At 62.7% G+C, this 23,395-nt stretch carries 21 protein-coding genes; 11 read left to right on the top strand and 10 right to left on the bottom strand.

Annotated features, from left to right (window positions below):
* Nucleotides 1–4 precede the first annotated feature (4 nt).
* The 5 genes from OS035_RS23710 to OS035_RS23690 are packed head-to-tail and all read left to right on the top strand — an operon-like array spanning nucleotide 5 to nucleotide 6,242.
* A complete protein-coding gene (locus OS035_RS23710; protein ID WP_183781271.1) occupies nucleotides 5–1,417 on the top strand; it encodes an amidase in 1,413 nt (470 codons plus the stop codon).
* The gene (locus tag OS035_RS23705) at nucleotides 1,414–2,946 is read left to right on the top strand and encodes an ABC transporter ATP-binding protein (protein WP_097627916.1); all 1,533 of its coding nucleotides are present in this window, start codon (nucleotides 1,414–1,416) and stop codon (nucleotides 2,944–2,946) included. Before OS035_RS23710 ends, OS035_RS23705 begins: the two co-directional genes overlap by 4 nt.
* Nucleotides 2,936–3,985, top strand: coding sequence for an ABC transporter permease (locus OS035_RS23700; RefSeq protein ID WP_097627915.1), 1,050 nt, complete (start codon nucleotides 2,936–2,938; stop codon nucleotides 3,983–3,985). Before OS035_RS23705 ends, OS035_RS23700 begins: the two co-directional genes overlap by 11 nt.
* A complete protein-coding gene (locus tag OS035_RS23695) occupies nucleotides 3,982–4,926 on the top strand; it encodes an ABC transporter permease (protein ID WP_097627914.1) in 945 nt (314 codons plus the stop codon). Before OS035_RS23700 ends, OS035_RS23695 begins: the two co-directional genes overlap by 4 nt.
* A gap of 26 nt (nucleotides 4,927–4,952) precedes the next feature.
* Nucleotides 4,953–6,242 (top strand): amidohydrolase family protein, encoded by a 1,290-nt coding sequence (locus OS035_RS23690; protein ID WP_097627913.1) that lies wholly within the window; start codon nucleotides 4,953–4,955, stop codon nucleotides 6,240–6,242.
* Between the two features lie 51 nt (nucleotides 6,243–6,293).
* Here OS035_RS23690 and OS035_RS23685 read toward each other — a convergent pair whose 3' ends face one another.
* Together OS035_RS23685 and msrA are read right to left on the bottom strand one after the other, a co-directional pair.
* Complete coding sequence (locus OS035_RS23685) at nucleotides 6,294–7,073, bottom strand: class I SAM-dependent methyltransferase (RefSeq protein ID WP_097627912.1); 780 nt, start codon at nucleotides 7,071–7,073, stop codon at nucleotides 6,294–6,296.
* Between the two features lie 243 nt (nucleotides 7,074–7,316).
* Nucleotides 7,317–7,826: a peptide-methionine (S)-S-oxide reductase MsrA gene (gene msrA, locus OS035_RS23680; protein ID WP_097627911.1), complete on the bottom strand. Its 510-nt coding sequence runs from the start codon at nucleotides 7,824–7,826 to the stop codon at nucleotides 7,317–7,319.
* 189 nt (nucleotides 7,827–8,015) lie between these two features.
* Here msrA and OS035_RS23675 point away from each other — a divergent pair, with 189 nt between their 5' ends.
* From OS035_RS23675 to OS035_RS23660, 4 genes are read left to right on the top strand one after another with little or no spacing between them, the layout of a single operon-like run.
* Nucleotides 8,016–9,161, top strand: coding sequence for an extracellular solute-binding protein (locus OS035_RS23675; RefSeq protein WP_097627910.1), 1,146 nt, complete (start codon nucleotides 8,016–8,018; stop codon nucleotides 9,159–9,161).
* Nucleotides 9,161–10,051 (top strand): ABC transporter permease, encoded by an 891-nt coding sequence (locus tag OS035_RS23670; RefSeq protein ID WP_097627909.1) that lies wholly within the window; start codon nucleotides 9,161–9,163, stop codon nucleotides 10,049–10,051. The genes OS035_RS23675 and OS035_RS23670 overlap by 1 nt, the downstream gene beginning before the upstream one ends.
* On the top strand, nucleotides 10,048–10,875 hold the full coding sequence (locus tag OS035_RS23665; RefSeq protein WP_097627908.1) for an ABC transporter permease: 828 nt from the start codon (nucleotides 10,048–10,050) through the stop codon (nucleotides 10,873–10,875). Before OS035_RS23670 ends, OS035_RS23665 begins: the two co-directional genes overlap by 4 nt.
* Before the next feature lie 29 nt (nucleotides 10,876–10,904).
* Nucleotides 10,905–11,984: an ABC transporter ATP-binding protein gene (locus OS035_RS23660; protein ID WP_097627907.1), complete on the top strand. Its 1,080-nt coding sequence runs from the start codon at nucleotides 10,905–10,907 to the stop codon at nucleotides 11,982–11,984.
* A 5-nt stretch (nucleotides 11,985–11,989) separates the two neighbouring features.
* Here the strand turns inward: OS035_RS23660 and OS035_RS23655 are convergent, their stop codons facing one another.
* From OS035_RS23655 to OS035_RS23625, 7 genes are all read right to left on the bottom strand, one after another.
* Nucleotides 11,990–12,823: an inositol monophosphatase family protein gene (locus OS035_RS23655; RefSeq protein ID WP_183781266.1), complete on the bottom strand. Its 834-nt coding sequence runs from the start codon at nucleotides 12,821–12,823 to the stop codon at nucleotides 11,990–11,992.
* Nucleotides 12,824–12,934: 111 nt separating this feature from the next.
* The gene (locus tag OS035_RS23650) at nucleotides 12,935–14,005 is read right to left on the bottom strand and encodes an ABC transporter ATP-binding protein (protein ID WP_331814115.1); all 1,071 of its coding nucleotides are present in this window, start codon (nucleotides 14,003–14,005) and stop codon (nucleotides 12,935–12,937) included.
* On the bottom strand, nucleotides 14,002–14,832 hold the full coding sequence (locus tag OS035_RS23645) for a carbohydrate ABC transporter permease (RefSeq protein WP_331814114.1): 831 nt from the start codon (nucleotides 14,830–14,832) through the stop codon (nucleotides 14,002–14,004). The genes OS035_RS23650 and OS035_RS23645 overlap by 4 nt, the downstream gene beginning before the upstream one ends.
* Nucleotides 14,829–15,731, bottom strand: a complete 903-nt coding sequence (locus OS035_RS23640; RefSeq protein ID WP_003595640.1) for a carbohydrate ABC transporter permease — start codon at nucleotides 15,729–15,731, stop codon at nucleotides 14,829–14,831. Before OS035_RS23640 ends, OS035_RS23645 begins: the two co-directional genes overlap by 4 nt.
* A 284-nt stretch (nucleotides 15,732–16,015) precedes the next feature.
* Nucleotides 16,016–17,248 carry an ABC transporter substrate-binding protein gene (locus OS035_RS23635; RefSeq protein WP_097627904.1) on the bottom strand — a complete coding sequence of 411 codons (1,233 nt, stop codon included), beginning with the start codon at nucleotides 17,246–17,248 and terminating at the stop codon, nucleotides 16,016–16,018.
* A 62-nt stretch (nucleotides 17,249–17,310) separates the two neighbouring features.
* On the bottom strand, nucleotides 17,311–18,213 hold the full coding sequence (locus OS035_RS23630) for a sugar phosphate isomerase/epimerase family protein (RefSeq protein ID WP_131711321.1): 903 nt from the start codon (nucleotides 18,211–18,213) through the stop codon (nucleotides 17,311–17,313).
* Between the two features lie 11 nt (nucleotides 18,214–18,224).
* Complete coding sequence (locus OS035_RS23625) at nucleotides 18,225–19,259, bottom strand: Gfo/Idh/MocA family protein (RefSeq protein WP_097627902.1); 1,035 nt, start codon at nucleotides 19,257–19,259, stop codon at nucleotides 18,225–18,227.
* Between the two features lie 135 nt (nucleotides 19,260–19,394).
* Here OS035_RS23625 and OS035_RS23620 point away from each other — a divergent pair, with 135 nt between their 5' ends.
* On the top strand, nucleotides 19,395–20,453 hold the full coding sequence (locus OS035_RS23620; protein ID WP_097627901.1) for a substrate-binding domain-containing protein: 1,059 nt from the start codon (nucleotides 19,395–19,397) through the stop codon (nucleotides 20,451–20,453).
* Nucleotides 20,454–20,459: 6 nt separating this feature from the next.
* Here the strand turns inward: OS035_RS23620 and OS035_RS23615 are convergent, their stop codons facing one another.
* Nucleotides 20,460–21,797 carry an LLM class flavin-dependent oxidoreductase gene (locus OS035_RS23615; RefSeq protein ID WP_097627900.1) on the bottom strand — a complete coding sequence of 446 codons (1,338 nt, stop codon included), beginning with the start codon at nucleotides 21,795–21,797 and terminating at the stop codon, nucleotides 20,460–20,462.
* 322 nt (nucleotides 21,798–22,119) lie between these two features.
* Here OS035_RS23615 and OS035_RS23610 point away from each other — a divergent pair, with 322 nt between their 5' ends.
* Nucleotides 22,120–23,337, top strand: a complete 1,218-nt coding sequence (locus tag OS035_RS23610) for an SfnB family sulfur acquisition oxidoreductase (RefSeq protein WP_097627899.1) — start codon at nucleotides 22,120–22,122, stop codon at nucleotides 23,335–23,337.
* The last annotated feature ends 58 nt before the right edge of the window (nucleotides 23,338–23,395 follow it).

The raw sequence follows: 23,395 nt of genomic DNA, 5'->3' as shown, positions 1-23,395 counted from the left end.
GCTCATGCAGGGTGATGCGACGGATCTGGCGGCAGCGCTCAGGCATGTCAGCCTGAGCGCTACAGAGGCGATGCATGCTTCTCTTGCCGAAGCTCAGCGGCAGGAGCCTCTCGGCGCGATTGCCTATCTCGATGCCGCCATGGGTCTCGCCTCGGCAAACGGTCGCGACCGGGAGCGGCGGAGCGAGCCCGAACGCTTTTCCAACAGGCCGTTTGCCGGCGTGCCGATCTTGGCGAAGGATCTTGGCGGCCCCTTCGCTGGGTTGCCGGTGACGGCCGGCTCCCGTCTCTTCGAAAGAAGGGGCGGCGAAGCGGATTCCGATCTCGCTTCCCTTTTCCGCGAGGCCGGCTTCTGTCTGTTCGGCCTGACGACCAGCCCGGAATTCGGACTGTCGCTTGCGAGCGAACCAGCAGTCGGGCCGATCTGCCGCAATCCGCTCGATCCGGCCCGCACCGCGGGCGGTTCCTCGGGCGGTGCGGCGGCAGCGGTTGCCGCCGGGATCGTCGCGATTGCGCATGCCACCGATGCCGGCGGTTCGATTCGTGTGCCCGCTGCCTGCTGTGGCCTTGTTGGAATGAAGCCGACGCGCGGCGCCATCCCGGGCGGGCCATCTTTCGGCAATCACCTCGCCGGCATTGCGAGCGAACTCGCGGTTTGCCGTTCGGTGCGGGATACGGCGCTGATTTTCGACGAGCTGAGCGGCAATTCACGAGGTCCCTTTGCGGATCCCGCCCCTGTCGATATCGACAACGAGCGTTTGCGGATCGGCCTGTTGACCGATACCGGAGCGGCCTATCCGACCGAGGGTGATCGGCTTGCAACTGTCGAGGCTGCGGCTCGTGCCCTTGAGAGCGACGGGCACGTCATCGTTCCGCTGAGCTGGACCGAGTTCGCATGGAGTGTCACTTCAAGCGGCCGCGCCTTCGCCGATATCGTCTCCGTCAACCTTGCGGCGCTCATCGAGGCGGCGGCGCTTGATGAAAGCAGAGCCGAGCGACTGACGCAGGCTTTCGCGGCGCGCGGACGGGCGCTGTCGGCGACATCGCTCTGGAACACGCTGAACGATGCCGTCCTCGTGAGCCATAAGCTCTGGGCGCTATTCGACAGGGTCGATTGCATCCTCATGCCGATGCTTTCGTCTGCGCCTCTTGCGATCGGCTCCTTTCCGTCCGATCATGCCGACACGGATCTGCATCTCGAGCGGATGACGGCATTTGCGCCGCTTGCCTGCCTCGCCAATATTTCGGGTTTTCCTGCTTTGACACTGCCTTTCGGACAGGATGAGCACGGCATGCCGCTGCCGGTGCAGATCATGGCGCCGATGGGCCACGAGCCGCGGCTCCTGTCACTTGCCGCACGTCTGGAGACCGAGGGGCGGTGGCGCCACCGCTTTCCCGTTGCAGGGCTGCCGTCATGACCGGGCCCGTGCTGGAGATTATCGGCGTCAGCAAGCGCTTCGGCGCCAATCTTGCCAATGACGATATTTCCATGACGCTTGCCGGGGGTGAGGTCGTCGCCCTTCTCGGCGAGAACGGTGCGGGCAAGACCACGCTGATGAGCATCCTTTTCGGCCACTACATGCCGGATGCCGGCCGAATCCTGATCGAGGGCACGGAGGTGCCGCAGGGCAAGCCGCGCGCGGCGATCCGCGCCGGCGTCGGCATGGTACATCAGCATTTTTCGCTGGCGCCCAATCTGACCGTCCTTGAAAATGTCATGACCGGCACGGAAAGACTGTGGTCCTGGCGCTCAAGGACATCAGCGGCGCGGACAAAGCTCTTGGCAATTTCCGAGCGCTTCGGCCTTAAGGTCGATCCGGATGCCCGCCTTGGCGACTTGTCGGTTGGTGAGCAGCAGCGGGTCGAAATCCTCAAGGCGCTCTATAACGATGCCCGGATCCTCATCCTCGACGAGCCGACGGCGGTTTTGACCAATATCGAGGCCGAACGGCTGTTCACGACGCTGAAGGAAATGGCTCGCCAGGGCCTGTCGCTGATCTTCATCTCCCACAAGCTCGACGAGGTCATGGCGGCCGCCGATCGCATCGTCGTCCTGCGCGGCGGCAAGATGGTCGCCGAACGCAAGGTGTCGGAAACCAGCAAGGCGGAACTCGCTGAACTGATGGTCGGGCGCCGTGTGACGCGGCCCGTGCGCGAGCCGTCGACACCTGGTGCCGTTGCCCTCGAAGCGGCCGATGTGACGGTGCGCATCGGCGGCGTCGATCGGCTGAAATCGATCAGCTTCCGCCTGTACCAGGGCGAGATCCTCGGCATTATCGGCGTTTCCGGCAATGGCCAGGCGGCATTGGCGCATCTTCTCTCCGGCACGCTCTCGCGGAGTGCCGGCGACCTTCTGCTGTTCGGGGAAGCCATCGGCAATCTCGGCGTTGCCGATGTCGTCGAAGCCGGCATCGGCCGCATTCCCGAGGATCGCAACGAGGAGGGCGTGATCGGCGAAATGGCGATCTGGGAAAACGTCGTGCTGGAACGCATCATCTCACCGGCCTTTTCTCGCCGTGGCCTCGTCAACCGCAAGGCGGGCATGGCGTTCGCGAAGGAGATTATCGACGGCTTCGATGTCCGCGGCGGCGGCCCGGCCATCCGTACCCGGCTGCTCTCAGGCGGCAATATGCAAAAACTCATTCTCGGCCGCAACCTGCATCGGCGGCCGCGCATCCTGATCGCGTCGCAGCCGGCGCGCGGTCTCGATGAAGGGGCCGTGGCAGCCGTGCACGCACGCCTGCTCGAAGCCCGCCGGCAGGGTACCGCCGTGCTGCTGATCTCGGAGGATCTCGACGAGGTGATCGCGCTTGCCGATCGCATACAGGCAATCGTCGGTGGCCGCCTGTCACCGCCCGTCGAAGCCGACGGTGCGGATGCCCGCAGGCTGGGACTGATGATGGCTGGCGAATGGCAGGAAAGCCCAGAGGCCGATCATGCGATTTGAGCGCCGCGAACACCGCCCGCTTTACCTGCTGATCGTCACGCCTGTCGTCGCGGTCATCGCAGCGCTGGCGCTGGCGGGTATCCTGATATCAATTGCCGGCGCGCCGGTTCTCGATGCCTATTGGCGCATCCTGATCGGCGCTTTCGGATCCCGGCTTTCGGCTACCGAAACGCTGACGCGGGCAACGCCGCTGATGCTGACGGGGCTTGCCGCCGCCGTCGCCTTCCGGGCGCGGCTCTGGAATATCGGCGCCGAAGGCCAGTTTTATCTCGGCGCCATCGCTGTTGCGGCGGCGAGTTCGAAGCTGCTCGGCAACCTTCCCGGCCCCATTCTCATTCCGCTGCTGCTGCTGATCGGCGCCATTGCCGGCATGGTGCTGATCCTGATCCCGCTCTGGCTCCGACTGCGCTTCTCGGTCGATGAGGTCGTCACCAGCCTGCTCCTGAATTTCATCGCCGTGCTGTTCGTCTCGATGCTGATCGACGGCGTTCTCAAGGACCCGCTCGCCTTCGGCTGGCCGCAGTCGCAATCCGTTAGCGATCACGCCATGCTGCCGAAGCTGATCGCCCGCTCGCGCCTGCATATCGGTTTTGCGATCGCGATCGCGCTGGCCATCATCGTTCATTTCATCCAGTCCCGCACCGTGTTCGGCATGCAGTCACGCGCCGCGGGCCTCAATCCCGGCGGCGCGATCTTCGCCGGCGTTCCACTCGGCAGAACGCTGGTGAAGGTCGCCTGCCTTTCGGGCGGGCTTGCAGGGTTGGCGGGGGCGATCGAGGTCATGGGCGTCAAGGGTTATGTGACGACCGATCTGTCGCCCGGCTTCGGCTATGCGGGTATTGTTGTCGCCATGCTCGCCAACCTCAATCCGCTCGGCGTCGTCTTCGCCGCCATTTTCACCGCCACCATGTTCGTGGGCGCGGATGGTATGAGCCGCGGCCTCGGCATCCCCACCTATATCGCCGACGTCACGGTGGCGCTGTCGCTTTTGACGATGCTGATTGCCTTGTTCATCACCCAATACAGGATCCGGCGATGATGCAGCTCTTCGACATCATCGCTTCATCAGGGCTCTGGGCTGCAATCCTGCGGATCGCCACGCCGCTCATTTTCGGCACGCTCGGCGCCTTGCTCTGCGAACGGGCCGGCGTGCTCAATCTCGGCATCGAGGGCATCATGACCTTCGGCGCCATGATCGGCTGGCTTTCCGTCTATCACGGCGCCGATCTCTGGACCGGCCTGCTGATCGCCGCCATCGCCGGCGGCGTCTTCGGCCTGCTGCATGCGGGCCTGACGGTGACGCTCGGCCTCTCCCAGCATGTCTCCGGTCTCGGCGTGACGCTCTTTGCCTCCAGCTTCAGCTATTATGTCTTCCGGCTGATCGTGCCGCTTGCCAATACCCCACCCACCATTGTGCCCTTCCAGCCGATCGCCCTTCCCGGTCTTTCGACCTTGCCTTTCATCGGGCCGGCCTTCTTCACCCAGACGGCGCCGACCTATCTTGCGATCGCCATCGCGCTGCTGATGGCCTACATTATCTTCCGCACACCAGTGGGGCTTGCGATCCGCATGACCGGCGAAAATCCGCACGCGGCGGAAGCCCAGGGCGTCGATCCGATGAAGGTGCGCTACTGCACGGTGATCGCTGGAAGCGCGTTGATGGGAATGGGCGGGTCATTCCTGACATTGTCGGCGTTCAACAGTTTCTTCCCGACCATGGTGCAGGGACGCGGCTGGATCTGCATCGCACTCGTCGTGTTCGCCTCCTGGCGCCCCGGCCGCGCGCTTTTCGGCGCCCTGCTCTTTGCCTTTTTCGACGCCTTTCAACTTCGTCTGCAAACCGCGCTGAGCGGGCTTGTACCCTATCAGCTCTTTCTGATGACCCCCTATATCCTGTCCATCGCCGCCCTTGCCGTCATGGCCCGCCGCGCCCGCGTTCCGCAGGCGCTGATGCGGCCCTATCGACGCGGCGAACGCTGAAACCGCTCACATCCAACGAGGTTCCGATGTTCGATCTGATCGTCAAAAATGCAAATCTCCCCGATGGCTCAGAGAGTATCGATATCGGCATCCAGGGCGGCAAGATCATCGCTCTTGAGCGCAATCTCCAGGCGCAGGCGGGTGAAGAGATCGACGCGACCGGTCGGCTGGTCAGTCCGCCCTTCGTCGATCCGCATTTCCATATGGATGCCACCCTGTCCCTCGGCTTACCGCGCATGAATATCTCGGGCACGCTGCTTGAAGGGATCGCGCTCTGGGGCGAGCTGCGCCCGATCGTGACAAAAGAAGAGCTGGTCGATCGTGCGTTGCGCTATTGCGACTTGGCTGTCACCCACGGGCTGCTCTTCATTCGCAGCCACGTCGACACCAGCGATCCCAGGCTGGTGACCGTCGAGGCGATGATCGAGGTTCGCGAAAAGATCGCTCCCTATATCGACCTGCAATTGGTCGCTTTTCCTCAGGATGGCTATTACCGCTCGCCCGGCGCGATCGACACCCTAAACCGCGCTCTCGACATGGGCGTCGACATCGTTGGCGGCATTCCCCACTTCGAACGAACGATGGGCGAAGGCACGGCGTCGGTCGAGGCGCTCTGCCGCATCGCTGCCGATCGCGGCCTGCCGGTCGACATGCATTGCGACGAAACCGATGATCCCCACTCGCGCCATATCGAGACGCTGGCTGCTGAAACCATTCGTTTCGGGCTGAAAGGGCGGGTCGCCGGGTCGCATCTGACCTCGATGCATTCGATGGACAATTATTATGTCTCCAAGCTCATTCCGCTGATGGCGGAGGCCGAGATCAACGTCATCCCCAATCCGCTGATCAACATCATGCTGCAGGGCCGGCACGACACCTATCCGAAACGCCGCGGCATGACTCGCGTGCGGGAGCTGATGGATGCTGGGCTCAATGTTTCCTTCGGGCACGACTGCGTCATGGACCCCTGGTATTCGATGGGATCGGGCGACATGCTGGAGGTCGGCCATATGGCGATCCATGTCGCCCAGATGGCCGGCATCGACGACAAGAAGAGGATCTTCGACGCGCTGACCGTCAATTCGGCGAGGACGATGGGGATTGCAGGCTACGGCCTGAAGAAGGGATGCAATGCCGACCTCGTCATCCTCCAGGCGAACGATACGCTGGAGGCGCTGCGGCTGAAGCCGAACCGGCTGGCGGTGATCCGGCGCGGCAAGGTCGTCGCCCGCTCGGCGCCGCGCATCGGCGAGCTTTTCCTGGACGGGCGCCCCGCCCGGATCGATGGCGGCCTGGACTATATCCCCCGCTATTGAGAGGGGATGGCGCTGGCCGTCGGTGAGATTCGCGCGCTGTCCGCCTCTCCATTACTCCGGCGCCCGGCGAGCGGTGATGATCCACGCCCGCGAGTCGAACAGCACGCCCTCCGGGGTCATATGCGCCTCCATTAAATCGCGCAGCCGCTGCAATGGCCTGTCAGGCTGTTCGTTCGTGCGGGCGAGCGCGTCCGTCACAAGATAGAGGCCGGCAAGTGCATTGGATGCGGCATCGGCGTCCGGTCCATAGAAAACCGGCTCCCGAACGTCGATAAAGTCGATCGAGGTAAAGCCGGCCGTGCTCAGTAGCTCCGTGGCAACGCCGGGATCGCCGAGCGAATACGGATCGGGAGCACCTGCGGAAACGGCAGTTTCGGTCCCGAGGGCCTGCCGGATGGCGCCGGACCATGCGTTGCGCTCCCGGCTCTGCCACACCATCCACACAAGGCGCGCGCCCGGCCGCATCGCTCGGCCGATATTGGCAAAGGCCGCCGCCGGATTGGCAAAAAACATCACCCCGAACCGGCTGATGCAGAGGTCAAAACTGGCCGGCGGGAACATGTGGGACTGCGCGTCTGCCTGCTCGAAAGCCACATTTCGCAAACCCTCCGAAGCACTCCGCCGCCTTGCGACCTCGAGCATTTCAGCCGAAACGTCCACACCGACCGCTTCTCCTTGCGCTGCGGCGCGGGCGGCCTCACGCGTCGTTTGCCCAGCGCCGCAGCCGATATCGAGCACCCGATCATCCGAGCGCACGCCGGCGGCATTCCGCAGGTGCCGATTGTGTCTTGCCAATTCCGCATCGTAAAAGTCGGCACGATCCAACGCCATAACACTCACTCTGCGTTGTTCGATAGGGCAGTCCGAGGAGCCGTCACGCAAACAGGTTGCATATTAGGATCAGTTTGGCAAGATGAAGACCGACCGCAATCTGCGATTGCCGGCGGAGGGGCATGAAATTCACGCTCACGACATCGACCAGTTGGTGCGTCATTGGCCGATCATACTGGGTTCTGACCCGGCGGGACGTGCCGTGCATGCCGGCGTCGCTTCCGGCATGCACGCATGGTTGCGTCAGGCGATCTTCTGGCGGGCCGGCAGCTTCCAGCCGGGCCGGACGAAGTGGCAGGTATAGCCGTTCGGGATCCGCTCCAGATAGTCCTGGTGCTCGGGTTCTGCTTCCCAGAAATCGCTCACCGGCACGACTTCGGTGACGACCTTGCCGGGCCAGAGGCCGGATGCGTCGACATCGGCGATCGTATCCTTTGCAACGCTCTCCTGCTCGGGGCTGGTGTAGAAGATCGCCGAGCGGTAGCTCGCGCCGACGTCATTGCCCTGGCGGTTGCGCGTGCTCGGGTCATGGATCTGGAAGAAGAATTCGAGGATTTCGCGATAGCTGATCTTGGCTGGATCGAAGATGATCTCGATTGCCTCTGCATGGGTTCCGTGGTTGCGGTAGGTGGCGTTCGGCACGTCGCCGCCGGTATAGCCGACGCGGGTCGAGATCACGCCTTTGTAGCGGCGGATGAGGTCCTGCATGCCCCAGAAGCAGCCACCGGCGAGCACTGCACGTTCTTCGGTCATTGGGTGTCTCCTTGTTTGCCCAGAGATAGTGTCTGCAGCCGCCGATTTCCATATGGGCGGAAATAAGCACAGCTGTGCAATTCTCTCCGAATAGCGCCGTTCCTGTCATGTCGATGTTACGCGCCGGCGCTAGCAAAGTCCTGAACAATCCTGCGGAGGCGGAGCCTCGATACCTGATGGAGATGGGTTATGAACAGGCGTGAATTTCTGATCACATCGTCGGCTGCGGCCGGTCTTCTGGCTCTTCCGCGTTTCGCATCGGCCGCGGCCGGCACGATCGACCTCTACAGCGGTTCGGATGCCAATATCATCGACCTCTGGAACAACATCATCCGCCCCGCCTTTCAAAAAGCCCATCCTGAAGTCGCCCTGAAGGTGACCGATGCCGGCGACAATAACGGCCTGCGCGCCATCGCTGATCGCGCGCTCGCAGCGCTGAAGACCAAAACCGATCCGCAGGCCGATCTTTTCGAGCAATTCGATCCGCGCCTGCCGGCGGGCGGCATCGATGCCGGCCTCTGGCTGAAACTGTCAGCCGAAAACGTCGAAGGCTATGACCATATCAATCCGCTCGCCCTCGATACTCCCTACTCCCTTCCCTATCGCGGCTCGCAGGTCCTGCTGGCCTACGACACGACCAAGCTCGACCCGAAGGACGCGCCGAAGAGCTGGGAGCAGCTCACCACCTGGATCAAGGCCAATCCGGGCCAGTTCATCTATAACAGACCCGACAAGGGCGGTTCGGGCAGCAATTTCGTCCGCCGCGCCATTCATGAGGTGAACGGCCGCGATCCGAAGAAATTCAAGGTCGACAATTACACGGCGGACTACGGTACCGAGGCACTGACGCCGGCCTGGAAGATCCTTAACGATCTCGCCCCTTCGCTCTACGATAAGGGCGCCTATACATCAGGCAACACCCAGTCGATCCAGCTGCTTGCCCAGGGTGTCGTCACCATGGTGCCGGTCTGGTCGGACCAGGTGCTGCAGGCGATCGCGCAGGGCGTGCTGCCGGAGACGACCGGCCTAGTGCAGCTTGGCGATCTCGCCCTTTGCGGCGGCTTCTCCAGCATTACCGTCTTCTCGAACGGCGCCAACAAGGATGCGGCGCTGAAGCTTGCCGCCTTCATGCTGACGAAGGAGATGCAGGAAGCGATCATCACCCAGATCGGCGGCTTCCCCGCCATCTCCTGGGATCACATCTCCGACGATCTGCGCAAGAAATACGCCGACGTCATTCCGTCGACCATTCCGACCTTCCCGAGCGGCGATTGGGAAAAGGCGATCAACGACGGCTGGTACCGCAGCGTCGCTCCCGGTATCAGCCGCACCTGATGTCCGCCGATACCGCGCTGGCGGCACCGCGCCGCCACCAACCCATTGACAGGGGGAGCTCGATCGGGCTCCTCCTCGTCGCCCTGCCGGTTTTGCTGCTGGCATGGCTGATCGTCTATCCGATCTTTTCGGCGGTCGTCGGCACCATCTTCGTTCGAGGCCCCGATGGCGCGACGGACCTGACGTTCGCCTCCTACCGCTTCTTCTTCACCGACGGCTACAGCCTCGCCAACCTGTGGATGACGCTCTGGACCACTGCCGTCTGCGGCACCCTGCTGCTGGCGATCGGCTTTCCGATCGCGCTTTATCTTCGCTTCTCGCAAGGGCGCCTTGCCGCCTATGTGCAGGCGCTGGCGATCTTCCCGATGTTCGTGCCGTCGATTATCCTCGCCTATGCGCTGATCAGGACCGTCGGGCCGAACGGCACCGTCGACCTGCTGCTGAACGCCGTCGGCCTGCCCAAGCTGCGCACGCCCTATCTGACGCCATGGGGACCGGTCATCGGCCTCGTCTGGGACAATCTTCCGCTGACGGTACTGATGCTGACGGCCGGCCTCTCCTCCGTTTCGAACAGCGCCGTCGAGGCGGCCCGCGACGTCGGCGCAAGGCCGCTTCGGGTCTTCGTCTCGATCATCCTGCCGCGCATGGGCAATTCCATGCTGGTTACTGCATCCTTTGCCGTGCTCGGCATCTTCTCCGCCTTCACCCTTCCCTATGTGCTCGGCCCGGCATCGCCTGAAATGATGGGGCCGTTCATGCAGCGCACCTTCGCCGACATGAACGATCCGCTTGATGCCATGACCCAGGCCGTCATCACATTCGGCTTCTGCCTGGTCTTCGGCATCTTCTACATCCGGTCGATCGCCCGCAACCGTGAGGCCCGGCCATGAGTGCCGGCGGATCGCGCATCACCCTTCGCTTCGACTGGGTCGGCCTCGTCTTCGCCTGTCTGCTGACGCTGTTGATCGCCCTGCCGCTGATCGTCGTCGGCACCTGGGCCTTCACCGAGATCTGGCGTTATCCATCGGTGATCCCGCAGCAGTTCGGCCTGCGTTTCTGGGGCCAGACGCTGGCGCGGCCGGATGTCTGGGATGCCCTGTTTCTCAGCCTGCGGTTGACGACGACCGTAACGTTCCTATCCGCCGTCATCTGCCTTCCCGCGGCCTACGCCTTCGCGCGCCTGCGTTTTCCCGGAAGAAACATCCTGTTCCTGTCGTTTCTCGCATCGCATGCCTTTCCGAAATTCGGCCTGCTGGTCGCCATTGCCGGCATCTTCCTGCAGCTCGGCCTGATCAGTACCTTCTGGGGCGTGGTGCTGATCCAGCTCGTCGGCACGCTGATGCTGATGATCTGGATTCCGGTCGCAGCCTTCCAGAATGTCGACCGGCGCATGGAAGAGGCGGCCCGCGATGCCGGTGCTGCGCCGCTGCGCGTCTTCTGGTCGATCACCCTGCCGCAGGCCGCACCGACGATATCAGCCGCCCTGCTCTTGACCTTCGTCGGCACCTTCTACGAGACCGAAGGCGCCTGGCTGATCGGGGCGCCTGGGATCCGCACTATGCCGGTGCTGATGATCAGCTTCATCAACAATCAAATCGTCGTGCAATACGGCGCCGTGCTTTCCGTCATGCTGTGGGTGCCGTCCTTCATCGCGCTGATGTTTGCCCGCCGCGTTATCGGCACCGGCGCCTTTGCCAGAGGTTTTGGCGCCTGAGAAGCCTCAATCGAGGAAAGGGTTTGAGAATGGCACATCTGGCAATCGAGAGCGTTTCGAAACTGTTCGGAACCACCTTTGCCGTCAACGACTTTTCGCTCGAAGTCGGCGACGGCGAGCTTGTCTGTCTGCTCGGCCCCTCCGGCTCCGGTAAGTCGACGCTTCTCAGAATGATCGGCGGCTTCGAGCGGCCGAGCGGCGGCACGATCCGCATCGATGCCAGTGATGTGACGAACCTGCCACCCGAGCGGCGCCCGACCGGCATGGTGTTTCAGAGCCACGCGCTCTGGACGCATATGGATGTCTTCAACAATATCGCATTCGGCCTGAAGCTGCGGCGCCTGCCGAAATCCGAAATCCGTGAGCGCGTCGAGAACGCGCTCGATATGGTCGGCCTTGCCGATTACGGGCGGCGGATGACGACGCAACTGTCGGGCGGACAGCAGCAGCGCGTCGCGCTTGCGCGTTCGCTGGTGCTCGAGCCCAAGATCCTGTTGCTCGACGAACCCTTCGCCAGCCTCGACCAGCATCTGCGCGAGAGGCTGCGGGAGGAAGTGCGCGATATCCAGCAGCGCCTCGGCATTACCACGCTCTTTGTTACCCATGGCCAGGACGAGGCCTTGGCGCTTGCCGACCGCATCGTCGTCATGCGTGATGGGCGCACCGAGCAGATCGCGCCACCGAGCACCATCTATCGGCAGCCGCAGACGGCCTTCGTCGCCGGTTTCATCGGCTCGATGAACTTCGTCCAGAGCCGCACCCGAAACGGCGTCTGCGACCATCCGCTCTTCCCGCTTGCCGTTCCCGTCGAGGACGGGCCGGTGACGCTGGCCACCCGCCCGGAAGCGCTGACGATCCGTCCTTCGTATCGAGCAGACGCGGCCAGCGTCCATCGCATCGTCGATTTCGGCACGCACAAGATCGTCGATATCGATCTTGCGGACGGCAGCCGCCTGAAGGCAATGGTGGCGCCCGACGATCGGATGGAGGCCGGGATGAAGGTCGAGCCGAATTTTACGAGTTTCTTCGTCTTCCGCGACAATACACTCGTTCACCAGGGAGCCCCGGCAACGACCGGTGCGCAGCTCGGACGGTTGCTGCCGGTCTGAAGCAATTACGCCTTCGCCAGGAAGCCTTCCCTAAGCCAGGGGTGCAGCACCTTGCTGGCGGCAAGGATATCACCCTTCCCGTCGACGGCGGCGCCGGAAAAACGGGTGACGATGCCGCCTGCCTCTTCGACCAGCAGCGCCGAGGCGCCGAAATCATGGATCGCGAGCCCGTCCTCGAAGAAACCGTCCAGCCGGCCGCAGGCGACATAGGCGATCGACAACGCCGCCGAACCGAGGCGGCGCACGCCTGCCGTATTGGCCATCAGCCGTTTGATGGCGTCGAAATAGACCTCTTCCGTAACCGCCTTGACCTGGCCCGGAATCGGCAGGCCGGCGCCGACGAGCACGTTCTCGATATCGCCGACATCGGCGCAGCGGATGCGCTCGCCGTTAAGATAGGCGCCGCCGCCGCGCTCGGCACTGAACAGCTCGTCCTGCATGGCGTCATAGACGACGCCGGCGACCAGCCGACCACCCTCGGCGATCGCGATCGTCATGCCGAAATGCGGGAGGCCCCAGGCGTAATTGGTGGTGCCGTCGATCGGGTCGATGTAGATGATCGGCGTTTCCGGCCCCGCCGTGCGGTTGCCGACGGCTTCCTCGCCCTGGATGGCGTAGTCCGGGAAGGCCTTGGTCATTTCGTCGACGATGATCCGCTCGACGGCGACATCGATCTCGGTCTGATAGTCTCGCGGCGCCTTGGCGAGCATTTCCTGAGAGGTTCGCCGCCGCAGCGAGCGGCGGGCGATTTCGCCCGCCTTCACCACCGCTTCGGCAAGCACGAGGAGGCGGGACGACGCCGTGGGGGAAAGGCGCGCTGAAATCAGGGAGGATGTCATGATGAAGATCCGGATGCTGCAGATGTGACGGAGTGACTCGTGCGGGAGCAATCCCTTCGCAGAGGCTGATGATGGTTTTATGAAACCGTCAGCGTCTCTGCGCCGGCGATGTTATATCACACGGTCCGTCGATGCGTCGAACAGATGGATCTGCCCCGGATCGACCGAAAGTCCGATCCTGTCTCCCGTCTTGACCCTGTCGCGGCGCGTCTCGACGATCGTCAATTCCGGTTGGGTCTCCGCGACGATGAAGGTCGACGAGCCGGTCGATTCGACGAATGCGATCGGGACGTCGAAACTGCCATGCCCGGGCTCGACGACGCCGATATGTTCCGGCCGGATGCCGGCGACGAGCTTGCGCCCTGGCTCGACGGTGCGGGTGAGCGCAAGCGACTGTTTCACCGCGCCGAAATCCAGGATCAGGCTCCTGCCGTCTTCGGCGGCAATCGCGGGAATGAAATTCATCGCCGGCGAGCCGATGAAACCGGCGACGAAGCGGTTTGCCGGCCGGTCGTAAAGATCGAGTGGCGCCCCCTGCTGTTCGATGACGCCGTCGCGCATCACCACCACATGGTCGGCCATCGTCATCGCTTCGACCTGATCGTGGGTGACGTAGACGAAGGTTGCGTTCAGCCGGTCGTGCAGCGACCGGATTTCCTTGCGCATATGGACGCGCAGCGCCGCGTCGAGGTTGGACAGCGGCTCGTCGAACAGGAAGGCCTTGGGATGGCGGATGATGGCGCGGCTCATGGCGACGCGCTGGCGCTGGCCGCCGGACAGTTCGCGCGGGTAGCGCTTGAGGAGATGCGAAAGACCGGTCGTCGCCGCCACCTCTTCGGCCGCCTTCTTGGCTTCCGCCTTGGCGATGCCGCGAATGCGCAGGCTGTAGGTCAGGTTCTCCTCGACCGTCATATGCGGATAGAGCGCATAGGACTGAAACACCATGGCGACGTCGCGCTTGCGCGGAGGCACGCCGTTCATCAGCTCGCCGGCGATCCGCAGATCGCCGGTCGAGATGCTTTCGAGGCCGGCAAGCGAGCGCAGCAGCGTGGACTTGCCGCAGCCAGACGGGCCGACGAGCGCGACGAAAGTACCCTTGGCGATCGACAGGTCGATGTTCTTCAGGGCGTGGAAGGCGCCGTAATATTTATTGACGCCTCTGAGCTCGATCTGTGTGGTCATTTGAGGGCTCCAGAGGTGAGGCCGGATACGATGCGGCGCTGCAAGAGAACGAAGATGGCAAGGATGGGTGTCACATACATCGTGGCGTAGGCCATGATGTTGTTCCACTCGTTGGTGTTCGGTCCCATGAAGGAGTTGAGACCGACGCTTGCCGGCTGAAGGTCGACCGCGTGGATCATCGATTTCGAATAGACGAATTCGCCGAAGGCCTGCATGAAGATCAGGATGGCGCTGACGAGGATGCCGTTGCGGGCGAGCGGCAGCACGATGTTGAAGAAGGCGCCGACGCGCGAATTGCCGTCGACGAGGGCCGCCTCCTCCAGCTCCTGGGGCACGCTCATGAAGGTGGCGCGCACCAGGATGACGAAGAAGGGCATGCTCTTGGCGGCGACCGCAATGATGACGGCGAGCCGCGGCGTGGAGAGCATGCCGATCTGCGAGAAGCCGACGAAGATTGGCGTGATCATCAGCGATGCCGGCAGGACCTGCAGCATCAGGATCAGGAACAGGCCGATATCCACCCAGACGTTGCGGTATCTGGCGAGCACATAGGCGCAGCCGACGCCGAGCACGGTGATCAGCGCCATGGAGCCGAGAGCGATAACCAGCGAATTCCAGAGGTAGCGGCCCATGTCGCGGCTTTCCCAGACATAGGTGTAGGTGCCCCATTGGGGTGCTGCCGGCCAGAAGCTCGGCGGCGTGGCGAACATCTCCGAGCCGCTTTTCAGCGCGGTGATGTACATCCAGTAGAGTGGGAAGAGATAGATCGCCGCCATGACGATCGAGATTGCCAGCATCAAGCGGTCGCGATTGGTCGTCGTGCTCATCCGCGCACCTCATGGCGTGTGGACCGGACATAGACGACGGAGGCGAACATGACGAAGACGATCATGATGACGGAGATCGTCGCGCCCTTGGCGAAATCATACTGCCGGAAGGAAAGATCCCAGGCCCAATATTGGGTGACGTTCGACGAATTGTTCGGCCCGCCCGAGGTGATCGCGGCGAAAAGATCGAACTGCTGCAGGGTGAAGATCAGGCCGAGCGCGATGATGGCGCCGATGGTCGAGCGCATCATCGGCAGCGTGATCGTCCAGAAGCGCTGCCAGACATTGGCGCCGTCGAGTTCGGCGGCTTCATAGAGATCGGCGGGAATGCCGGCAAGGCCAACGGACAGCAGGATCATGTTGAACGAGGTGCCGAGCCAGATATTGGCGATGATCACGGCATAGAGCGAATAATGCGGATCGGAGCGCCAGAAGATATTGCCGGAGATGATGCCGCTTTCCCTGAGGATGAAATTCAGGACGCCGAAATCGCCCGAGAGAATCCAGTTCCAGATGGCGCCGACGACAAGGCCGGGCATCACCCAGGAGACGAGGAACAGGCCGCGCATCCATGAGGCGCCGGGAAAATTGACCCAGAAGAACAGCGCCAGCCCGAAGCCGATCAGGAACTGGCCGGCGATCGAGCCGGTGACGAAGATGACGGTATTGTAGAGGATCGGCAGCGTTTCCGGCTGCGCGAAGAGGTCGGTATAATTCTTGAAGCCGACGAAAGGACGCGAGAAGGTTCCGAGGCTGAACATGTCGACCTCCTGGAAACTCATCACCACATTGTAGATGAGCGGCAGACCCGCCATCAGGAACAGAAAGCCGAGCGGGAAAGCGACGAGCACGATATCGAAACCACGGCCGTCCCTGACGCTCATCAGGATCCTCTTCATGCGTCCTCCGATGCTCCGATCGGGGCCGCCTGGCGCATGATGCGGAAGACGGCCCCTGCCGGGAGGAAATGGTTGATGGCCTTCGCCATCGGTGGGTAGTCCCCTTCTCCCCCGCGGGGAGAAGGTGGCGGCAGCCGGATGAGGGGGCGCCGAGTTCGGCGCTTGCTATTCTTCACTTGCGTTCAGAATGCTCGTCGCTTGCGCTCCTCACCCCCCTCATCTGCCCTTCGGGCATCTTCTCCCCGTTGGGGAGAAGAGGGAGCGAACGGCCGGCTCGACGCTGGCTAGCCTAAAACAGCCTTAATCTTATCCGCGGCCTGGTCGAGTGCGTCCTTCGGGCTCATCTGGCCGGTCAGCGCCGCCTGGATGGCGTCCTGGATCGCCTTGGAGATCTTCGGCCATTGCGGATGGGGCCCACGCGGCTTGGCGTATTTCAGCTGTTCGAGGAAGACTTTGAGGGCGGCGTCCTTCAGCGGCTGGCCGGTCTCGGGAATGGTGATATCGGAACGGGCCGGAAGCTGGCCGAAATTCTTGAACATCTTGTCGTCCTGCGAGGCGAAATATTCGAGCGCCTTGAAGGCTTCGGCCGGATGTTTGCTGCTGGCGAAAATCGCCCAGTTGAAGTCGCCCATGGCCGACGAGCGTTCGGCCCCTTCCTTGGGAACCGGAAGCAGGGTGACGCCCCAGTCGAACTTCGCTTCCTGGGTCATGCGGTCGAGCTCCCAGGGACCGGAAATCGCCATGGCCGCATTGCCGGAGTTGAATGTGCCGGTGGAATCCCACTGGCCGCGCGTCAGCGTATCCGGAGACGCGAGCTTCTCGTCCATGATCGTCTTCCAGATCCCGAGTGCCTTCACCGCGCCGTCGGCATTGACATGCTCATAGCTGCCGCCGCCCATCTGCGCCCAGGGAAGGAACTGGAAGGTGCCCTCCTCATTGGCCTTGGCCGAGAAAGCGAGGCCGTAGACGTTCTTGGCAGGGTCGGTCAGCTTGCGCGCATCCTCGACCAGCTCATCCCAGGTCTGCGGCGGCTTCGCCGGATCGAGGCCCTTGGCCTTGAACATGTCCTTGTTGTAGTAGAGCGCGATCGTGTTCGTCGCTTTCGGCACGCCGTAATATTTGCCGTCCCATTCGACCGATTTCAGCGGCCCGGGGAAATAATTATCCGGCTTGATTACGCTCGACTTGGCGATCATGTCGGTGAGGTCGAGGAAGGCGCCGCGCGACGAGAACATCGCATGCTCCGGATTGTCGACGGCAATGATATCGGGCGCCTGGCCGGTGGCGTAGGCGCGCATGGCCTCGGTGACGACGTCGTCGAACTGGATCAGCCGATATTCGATCTTGATGCCGTTGTTCTGGGCGTTGAACTCCTTGACGAGGTTCGGCGCCGGCTGGGTGTCCTTATCCAGCGACCAGAGCGTCAGCGTGACGTCCTCGGCCTTGGCCGAAAGGCCGAAGAGTGAAACGCCTGCAAGCGCCAGAGCGCCGAGAATTGCATATTTGCGGATAGCCATGGTTCTCCTCCTTTGTGGTTATCCCCGTGTCCGGCAATTCCTCCTTGCCGGAAACGATATCATCAGACCGGATCGACGACGAATTCGCCGCCCCGGGCATGCTTGAGGTGGTTGAGCGCATAGACCTGGCCGGTCATTTCGAGTTCGTCGCGATAGACCGGGTCGTGCCAGCCTTCGATGTCGATCGAGCCGGACCAGCCGGCAAGGCGCAGCTCGGAAATGATGTCGGTCCAGTTGCTGTCGCCGAAGCCCGGCGTACGCATGAAGACGAATTTCTCCTTGCCGAAGATGCCGTGTTCCTTGATGATCTCCCAGCGGATGGTCGCGTCCTTGCCGTGGACGTGAAAGAACTTGTGCGCCCATTTGCGGATCTGCGGCATGGGGTCGATCAGATAGACCATCTGATGGCACGGTTCCCATTCCAGCCCGATATGGTCGTCCGGCGTCTCGTTGAAGATTAGCTCCCAGGCATCCGGATTATGGGCGATGTTCCAGTCGCCGGTCGCCCAGTTGCCGTCCATGGCGCAGTTCTCGAAGGCGATCTTGATGCCCTTATCGGCGGCGCGCTTGGCGAGCTCGCTCCAGATCTGCTTGTAGCGGGGTAAACTGTCGGTCAGCGGTTTGCCGCGGACGCGGCCAGTGAAGCCGGCGACGCAAGATGCGCCGAAGTGATGGGCATTGTCGATGCAGTCCTTCCAGCCCTGCAGTGTTTCCAGGTCGATGGCGCTCTCTTCCAGCGGATTGCCGAACATGCCGAGCGTCGAGATGGTGATGTCGCGGTCGCCGATCACCTCGAGGCAGCGCTTGCCGAGTTCGGCGAGGTTCTGCCCCTTGGTCGTCTGCCAGAAGAAGGGTTCGAAGCTTTCGAAGCCCATGTCGGCAATCTCGCCGATGCGCGTGGCGGCATCGCCCTTGTTGCCGCTGACCATGGTGCCGATGCGAATGGATTTTGCAGGGTTGCTCACGTCACGTCATCCTATGCTGAAATTTCGATACGCTTGCCGGTCTTGGCGCTTTCGATCGCGCCGAAGACCATGGCGAGGCTTCGGATATTGTCGGAATTGACCGTTTCGGGATGTTTGCCGGTGCGGATCGCCGCGATGAAATCGGCGATGACGCTGGCATGGCCGTGGGTTTCCGCCTCATGTTCCGGACCGGGAACGTTTACGGCGGCAGAGCCGCGCAACAGGCCGGGCTCCTCGCCGGCAACGGTCGCCTTGAAATTTTCCTCGCCGTCCCAGGTGAGCATGCCCTTCGAGCCGACGAGACGCCATTGGCTTTCCCAACTGGTGCGCTCGCCCTCGGCGCACCAGGAGCCGCGATAGGTGAAGACGATGTCGTCGGAGAATTCGAAGATGGCGTTCGCCGAGGCTGCGTGCCGGTACCACGACCCCTTCGGATTGCGCTCGACGCAATAGACGGCGAGCGGTTTCCGGTCGGCGACGTAACGAGCCGCATCGAAAGTGTGGATCGCCATGTCGAGCAGCAGGACATTGTCCATTTCTTCACGGAAGCCGCCGAAATGCGGCGCGAGGAAGAAATCGCAATGAATGCCGGTGAGTTCGCCGATCGCGCCGCTGTCGACGAAGCGGCGCAGGCGCCGGATGCCCGAGATGAAACGGCGGTTCTGGATGACGGCGTGGATCCGGCCTGTTTCGGCGGCAAGGTCGATCAGCGCGGCGCCCTCGGCAAGCGAGGCGGCCATCGGCTTTTCGCTAAGCACGTGGCAGCCAGCCTTGAGCGCCGTCGAAACGACATCGTAACGGGCGGCCGGAATGACGATGTCGAAGACCAGATCGGCCTTGGTGGCGGCGATGACCTCGGAGAGATCCGAGCCGATGACGGCGCTCTCGAGTCCGAACTCGGCAGCGAGCTTTTCCGCCGTCTCTCGGTTGAGGTCGACGAGGCCGACGATATCGATGGAGTCAGCCAGTTGAGGGTTGGACGCAATGGCGCGCAACCAACCTTTGGACATAGCTCCGCACCCGCACAGAATGGCACCGAATTTCACGATTTCCTCCAGGGAATGGCGCCAACTCTCCTCGTGACACGCACTCCGTAAACGTTTACGACTGTAGGCGAAAACATTTTGCGGTGTCAATAGACGCCAAATGGGAAATTACGGACGGGAGGAAAATCGTCAGCGATGAAGGGGATTCGCCAGCTTGCCGAACAGTTGAATATCTCGATCGGCACGGTCTCCCGGGCGCTGAACGGCAAGCCCGATGTCAATCAGGAAACCCGCCGGCGGGTGTTGGCGGCGGCCGAGGAACTCGGTTACGTCGCCAACCAGTCGGGACGGAGTCTCAGACAAGGAGAGACGAAGGTCATCGGGCTGATGATCGAATCCAGCATGGAGGCGGTCGAAAATGCCGACAACTTCTTCCTCGGCGTCACCAGCGGCCTGCAAAGCGTCTTTGCCTGCCACAAACTCGACCTGATCATGCTACCCTGCCCGAGCGACGAGGATCCGCACGAATATCTGAAGCGAATGGTGGCGCGCCGGATCGTCGATGCGATGATCATCTCCAATACGCAGCGCTTCGACCGGCGCATCGATCTTCTGTCGCGGGCAAAGATCCCCTTCGTTGCGGTCGGCCGCAGCCTTTCCCCAGGCAATTTCCCCTGGATCGACCTCGATTTCGAAGGCGTGGCCGAACGCGCCGTCGACCGGCTGGTCGCGCGCGGCCACCGCCGGATCGCGATCACGGCGCCGTCGAGCGATGTCAACCTGGGCCATGTCTTTCTAGAGAGTTATCGCCGCGCGCTCGCGCGGCACGGTATCGCTTTCGATCCGTCTCTCGTCATTCGCGTCAAGTCGAGCGAACAGGGCGGCTACCAGGCGGCCCATGAGCTGCTGCTGCTCGAAGAGCGGCCGACGGCGGTGATCCTGATCTACGAGCTGATGGCGATCGGCCTTTACCGCCGCCTGATGGAATCGGGCGTCATGCCCGGCCGCGACCTTGCCGTGATCGGCTTCCGCGATGCCCCGCGCGCACGGTTCCTAAACCCTTCGCTCAGCTGCTTCCGTATGTCGCTCTACGATCTCGGCGTCGCGCTCGGACAGACGCTTCTCGCCCATGTGCCGGCCTATCGCGCGTTCTATCCCGAAGGGGGGCGCAATATTGTCTGGCCGCTCGAACTGGTGCCGGGGGAAAGCGACGCGTTTGAGATCGCGACGGCGAAAAGGAGTTCGAGCGGTTGACACGCCTCACGTGGGGGGTGCGAAAAACCGGTTCTCCGGCCGCGGCAAACCAAGATGCTCACGCAGCGTCGTGCCGTCATATTCGCTGCGGAACAGGCCGCGGCGCTGAAGCTCCGGAACCAGTCGCTCGGTGACGTCAAGAAGACCCTGCGGCAGATAGGGGAAGACGATATTGAAGCCGTCCGAGCCTTCCTCCTCCAACCAGCGTTCCATCTCGTCGGCAATGCTTGCCGGCGTGCCGACGAAGGCGAGGCCGGCATAGCCGCCGTAACGCTGCGCCAGCTGGCGGACGTTCAGCTTCTCCTCGGCGGCAAGCTTCAGCACCTGGGCGCGGCCGGTCTTGCTGGCATTGGTGTCGGGAATATCTGATGGTAGCGGTGCGTCGGGATCGAAGCCGGAAACGTCATGGCCGAGCGCGATCGAAAGCGAGGCGATGGCGCTGTCGTAGTGCACCAGGCTGTCGAGGGTGGCGCGTTTGGCCCGCGCTTCATCGATCGTATCGGCGACGATAACGAAGGCGGCGGGCAGGATCTTCAGATGGTCGCGGTTGCGGCCGATCGTTTCCATGCGTCCCTTGATATCGGCATAAAGCGCCTTGCCGGCGGCAAGATCGCGCGGCGAACAGAAGACCATTTCGGCAGTCTCGGCGGCAAGCTGGCGGCCGGGGTCCGACTGGCCGGCCTGGACGATGACAGGCCAGCCCTGCGGCGGCCGGGCGATATTGAGCGGTCCGCGGACGCTCAGTTCCTCGCTCTTGTGGCCGAGCACATGCATCTTCTCCGGATCGAAGAACAGGCCGCTTTTCCGGTCGCGGATGAAGGCATCGTCGGCGAAACTATCCCAAAGCCCGGTGACCACATCATAGAATTCCCGGGCGCGATGATAGCGCTCGCCATGCTCCACATGTTCGTCGAGGCCGAAGTTGAGCGCGGCATCAGGGTTCGACGTCGTAACGATGTTCCAGCCGGCGCGGCCGCCGCTGATATGGTCGAGCGAGGCGAAACGCCGGGCAATGTGATAGGGCTCGTCGAACGTGGTGGAGGCCGTGGCGACGAGGCCGATGCGCTCCGTCACCGCCGCCAGCGCCGAGAGCAGCGTAAAGGGCTCGAAGGAGGTCACGGTGTGGCTGCGCCTCAGCGCCTCGACCGGCATGTTGAGCACAGCAAGATGATCGGCCATGAAGAAGGCGTCGAATTTCGCCCGTTCCAGCGCCTGCGCGAAGGACTTCAGATGGGCGAAATTGAAATTGGCGTCGGGATAAGAACCGGGATAGCGCCAGGCGCCGGTATGCAGGCTGACGGGGCGCATGAAGGCGCCGAGGCGCAACTGCCGTGAACGGGTCATGATTTTCCTCATGGATCGGGCAAGGCGGCCGCCCTGCCCCGCATTGGGCGTTCTTTCTGCAACCGGCGCGGTGACGCACCTGACATCGGTTACGTAGGAGGTCGCCGTCGTCAAATCGAGACCGGGAACGCCGGTTCTGGGCAGGAATTTTATCGCTTCCCAGGCGATGTCGTCGCACGAGTGTCCGACCGCAACACTAATCGCGGCGATCCAAGCCCGATGAGCAAACACTTTTCATTTTCTATCGCATCTATAGAATTTGTGCTCTTATCTCGACGCTTAATTTCTTTCACCGATAGGCTCGTCAGAATTGGAGACATCGATGAACACCGTGCTGAGGCAAGCAGATCAGATCCGGCCCCTGGCCGACCGTATCGGCAGCGATGATGAGGCGATCGCCACCGCCCGCAGACTGGCGGCGCAATTTGCCGCACGCGCAGCCGAGCGCGACGCCGACCGGATCCTGCCGTTTAGCGAACTGGATCTTCTCGCCCAGTCCGGCCTTCTGGCGATCACCGTGCCGGCGCAATATGGCGGGCTCGACGTCTCCAACGCCGTGCTTGCCGAGATCACGGCGATCCTGTCTGAGGCGGATGGTTCGATCGGCCAGATCCCGCAGAACCATTTCTATATCCTCGAGGCGCTCAGAACCGACGGCGGCGAGGAGCAGCAGCGCTATTTCTTTGGTCGCGTGCTGGCCGGCGATCGTTTCGGCAACGCGCTATCCGAGCGCGGCACCAAGACGGTCGGCCACTACAATACGCGCATCACCCGCGACGGTCCGGGTTACCGGATCAACGGCCGCAAGTTCTATTCCACAGGCGTGCTCTTCGCCGACTGGATCACTGTCTTCGCCCTCGATCCGGAGGAGCGGCTGACCATGGCCTTCGTGCCGAAGGGCACCGAAGGTGTCGAGATCGTCGACGATTGGGACGGTTTCGGCCAGCGCACCACCGGCAGCGGCACGACGATCCTCGACAATGTCTATGTCAGCGCCGATTCCGTCGTCTTCCATCACAAGGGTTTCGAGCGGCCGACGACGATCGGCTCCGTCGGCCAGATCATCCATGCCGGCGTCGATCTCGGCATCGCCAGGGCTGCCTTCGCCGAAACGCTTGATTTCGTCAGGACGAAATCGCGCCCCTGGATGGATAGCGGCCTCGACCGGGCTTCCGACGATCCGCTGACGATCGCTAGGGTCGGCCAGATCGCCATCCGGCTCGAAGCGGCAACCGCTCTTGTCGAGCGCGCCGGCCACAAGGTCGATGCCGCGCAGATCGAGACGACGGAGCAAAAAGTGATCGAGGCAACGCTGGCAGTCGCTGCGGCGAAGGTGCTGACGACCGAAGTGGCGCTTGAGGCCTCGAACACGCTTTTCGAGCTTGCCGGAACCTCGTCGGTACAGACAGGCCTCAACCTCGACCGCCACTGGCGCAATGCCCGCACCCATACGCTGCACGATCCCGTGCGGTGGAAATATCACGTCGTCGGCAACTACCATTTGAACGGCGTAACGCCACCGAAGAACGGCGCGCTCTGAAATCTTCCCCTCTTTCAACCGAAAACCCCACCGCCGGTGCCGGCAGTGGGGTTTTTGC

Source organism: Rhizobium sp. 268 (genome assembly GCF_036571585.1).
Classification (GTDB): domain Bacteria; phylum Pseudomonadota; class Alphaproteobacteria; order Rhizobiales; family Rhizobiaceae; genus Rhizobium; species Rhizobium redzepovicii.
This window is presented reverse-complemented; position numbering and strand designations above follow the sequence as displayed.

Coding starts and splice junctions, on each gene's coding strand:
- OS035_RS23710 (WP_183781271.1), top strand. CDS start 5: ATGCAGGGTGATGCGACGGATCTGGCGGCAGCGCTCAGGCATGTCAGC.
- OS035_RS23690 (WP_097627913.1), top strand. CDS start 4,953: ATGTTCGATCTGATCGTCAAAAATGCAAATCTCCCCGATGGCTCAGAG.
- OS035_RS23645 (WP_331814114.1), bottom strand. CDS start 14,832: ATGAGCACGACGACCAATCGCGACCGCTTGATGCTGGCAATCTCGATC.
- OS035_RS23610 (WP_097627899.1), top strand. CDS start 22,120: ATGAACACCGTGCTGAGGCAAGCAGATCAGATCCGGCCCCTGGCCGAC.
- OS035_RS23615 (WP_097627900.1), bottom strand. CDS start 21,797: ATGACCCGTTCACGGCAGTTGCGCCTCGGCGCCTTCATGCGCCCCGTC.
- OS035_RS23705 (WP_097627916.1), top strand. CDS start 1,414: ATGACCGGGCCCGTGCTGGAGATTATCGGCGTCAGCAAGCGCTTCGGC.
- OS035_RS23700 (WP_097627915.1), top strand. CDS start 2,936: ATGCGATTTGAGCGCCGCGAACACCGCCCGCTTTACCTGCTGATCGTC.
- OS035_RS23650 (WP_331814115.1), bottom strand. CDS start 14,005: ATGACCACACAGATCGAGCTCAGAGGCGTCAATAAATATTACGGCGCC.
- msrA (WP_097627911.1), bottom strand. CDS start 7,826: ATGACCGAAGAACGTGCAGTGCTCGCCGGTGGCTGCTTCTGGGGCATG.
- OS035_RS23620 (WP_097627901.1), top strand. CDS start 19,395: ATGAAGGGGATTCGCCAGCTTGCCGAACAGTTGAATATCTCGATCGGC.
- OS035_RS23665 (WP_097627908.1), top strand. CDS start 10,048: ATGAGTGCCGGCGGATCGCGCATCACCCTTCGCTTCGACTGGGTCGGC.
- OS035_RS23640 (WP_003595640.1), bottom strand. CDS start 15,731: ATGAAGAGGATCCTGATGAGCGTCAGGGACGGCCGTGGTTTCGATATC.
- OS035_RS23695 (WP_097627914.1), top strand. CDS start 3,982: ATGATGCAGCTCTTCGACATCATCGCTTCATCAGGGCTCTGGGCTGCA.
- OS035_RS23635 (WP_097627904.1), bottom strand. CDS start 17,248: ATGGCTATCCGCAAATATGCAATTCTCGGCGCTCTGGCGCTTGCAGGC.
- OS035_RS23655 (WP_183781266.1), bottom strand. CDS start 12,823: ATGACATCCTCCCTGATTTCAGCGCGCCTTTCCCCCACGGCGTCGTCC.
- OS035_RS23675 (WP_097627910.1), top strand. CDS start 8,016: ATGAACAGGCGTGAATTTCTGATCACATCGTCGGCTGCGGCCGGTCTT.
- OS035_RS23660 (WP_097627907.1), top strand. CDS start 10,905: ATGGCACATCTGGCAATCGAGAGCGTTTCGAAACTGTTCGGAACCACC.
- OS035_RS23670 (WP_097627909.1), top strand. CDS start 9,161: ATGTCCGCCGATACCGCGCTGGCGGCACCGCGCCGCCACCAACCCATT.
- OS035_RS23685 (WP_097627912.1), bottom strand. CDS start 7,073: ATGGCGTTGGATCGTGCCGACTTTTACGATGCGGAATTGGCAAGACAC.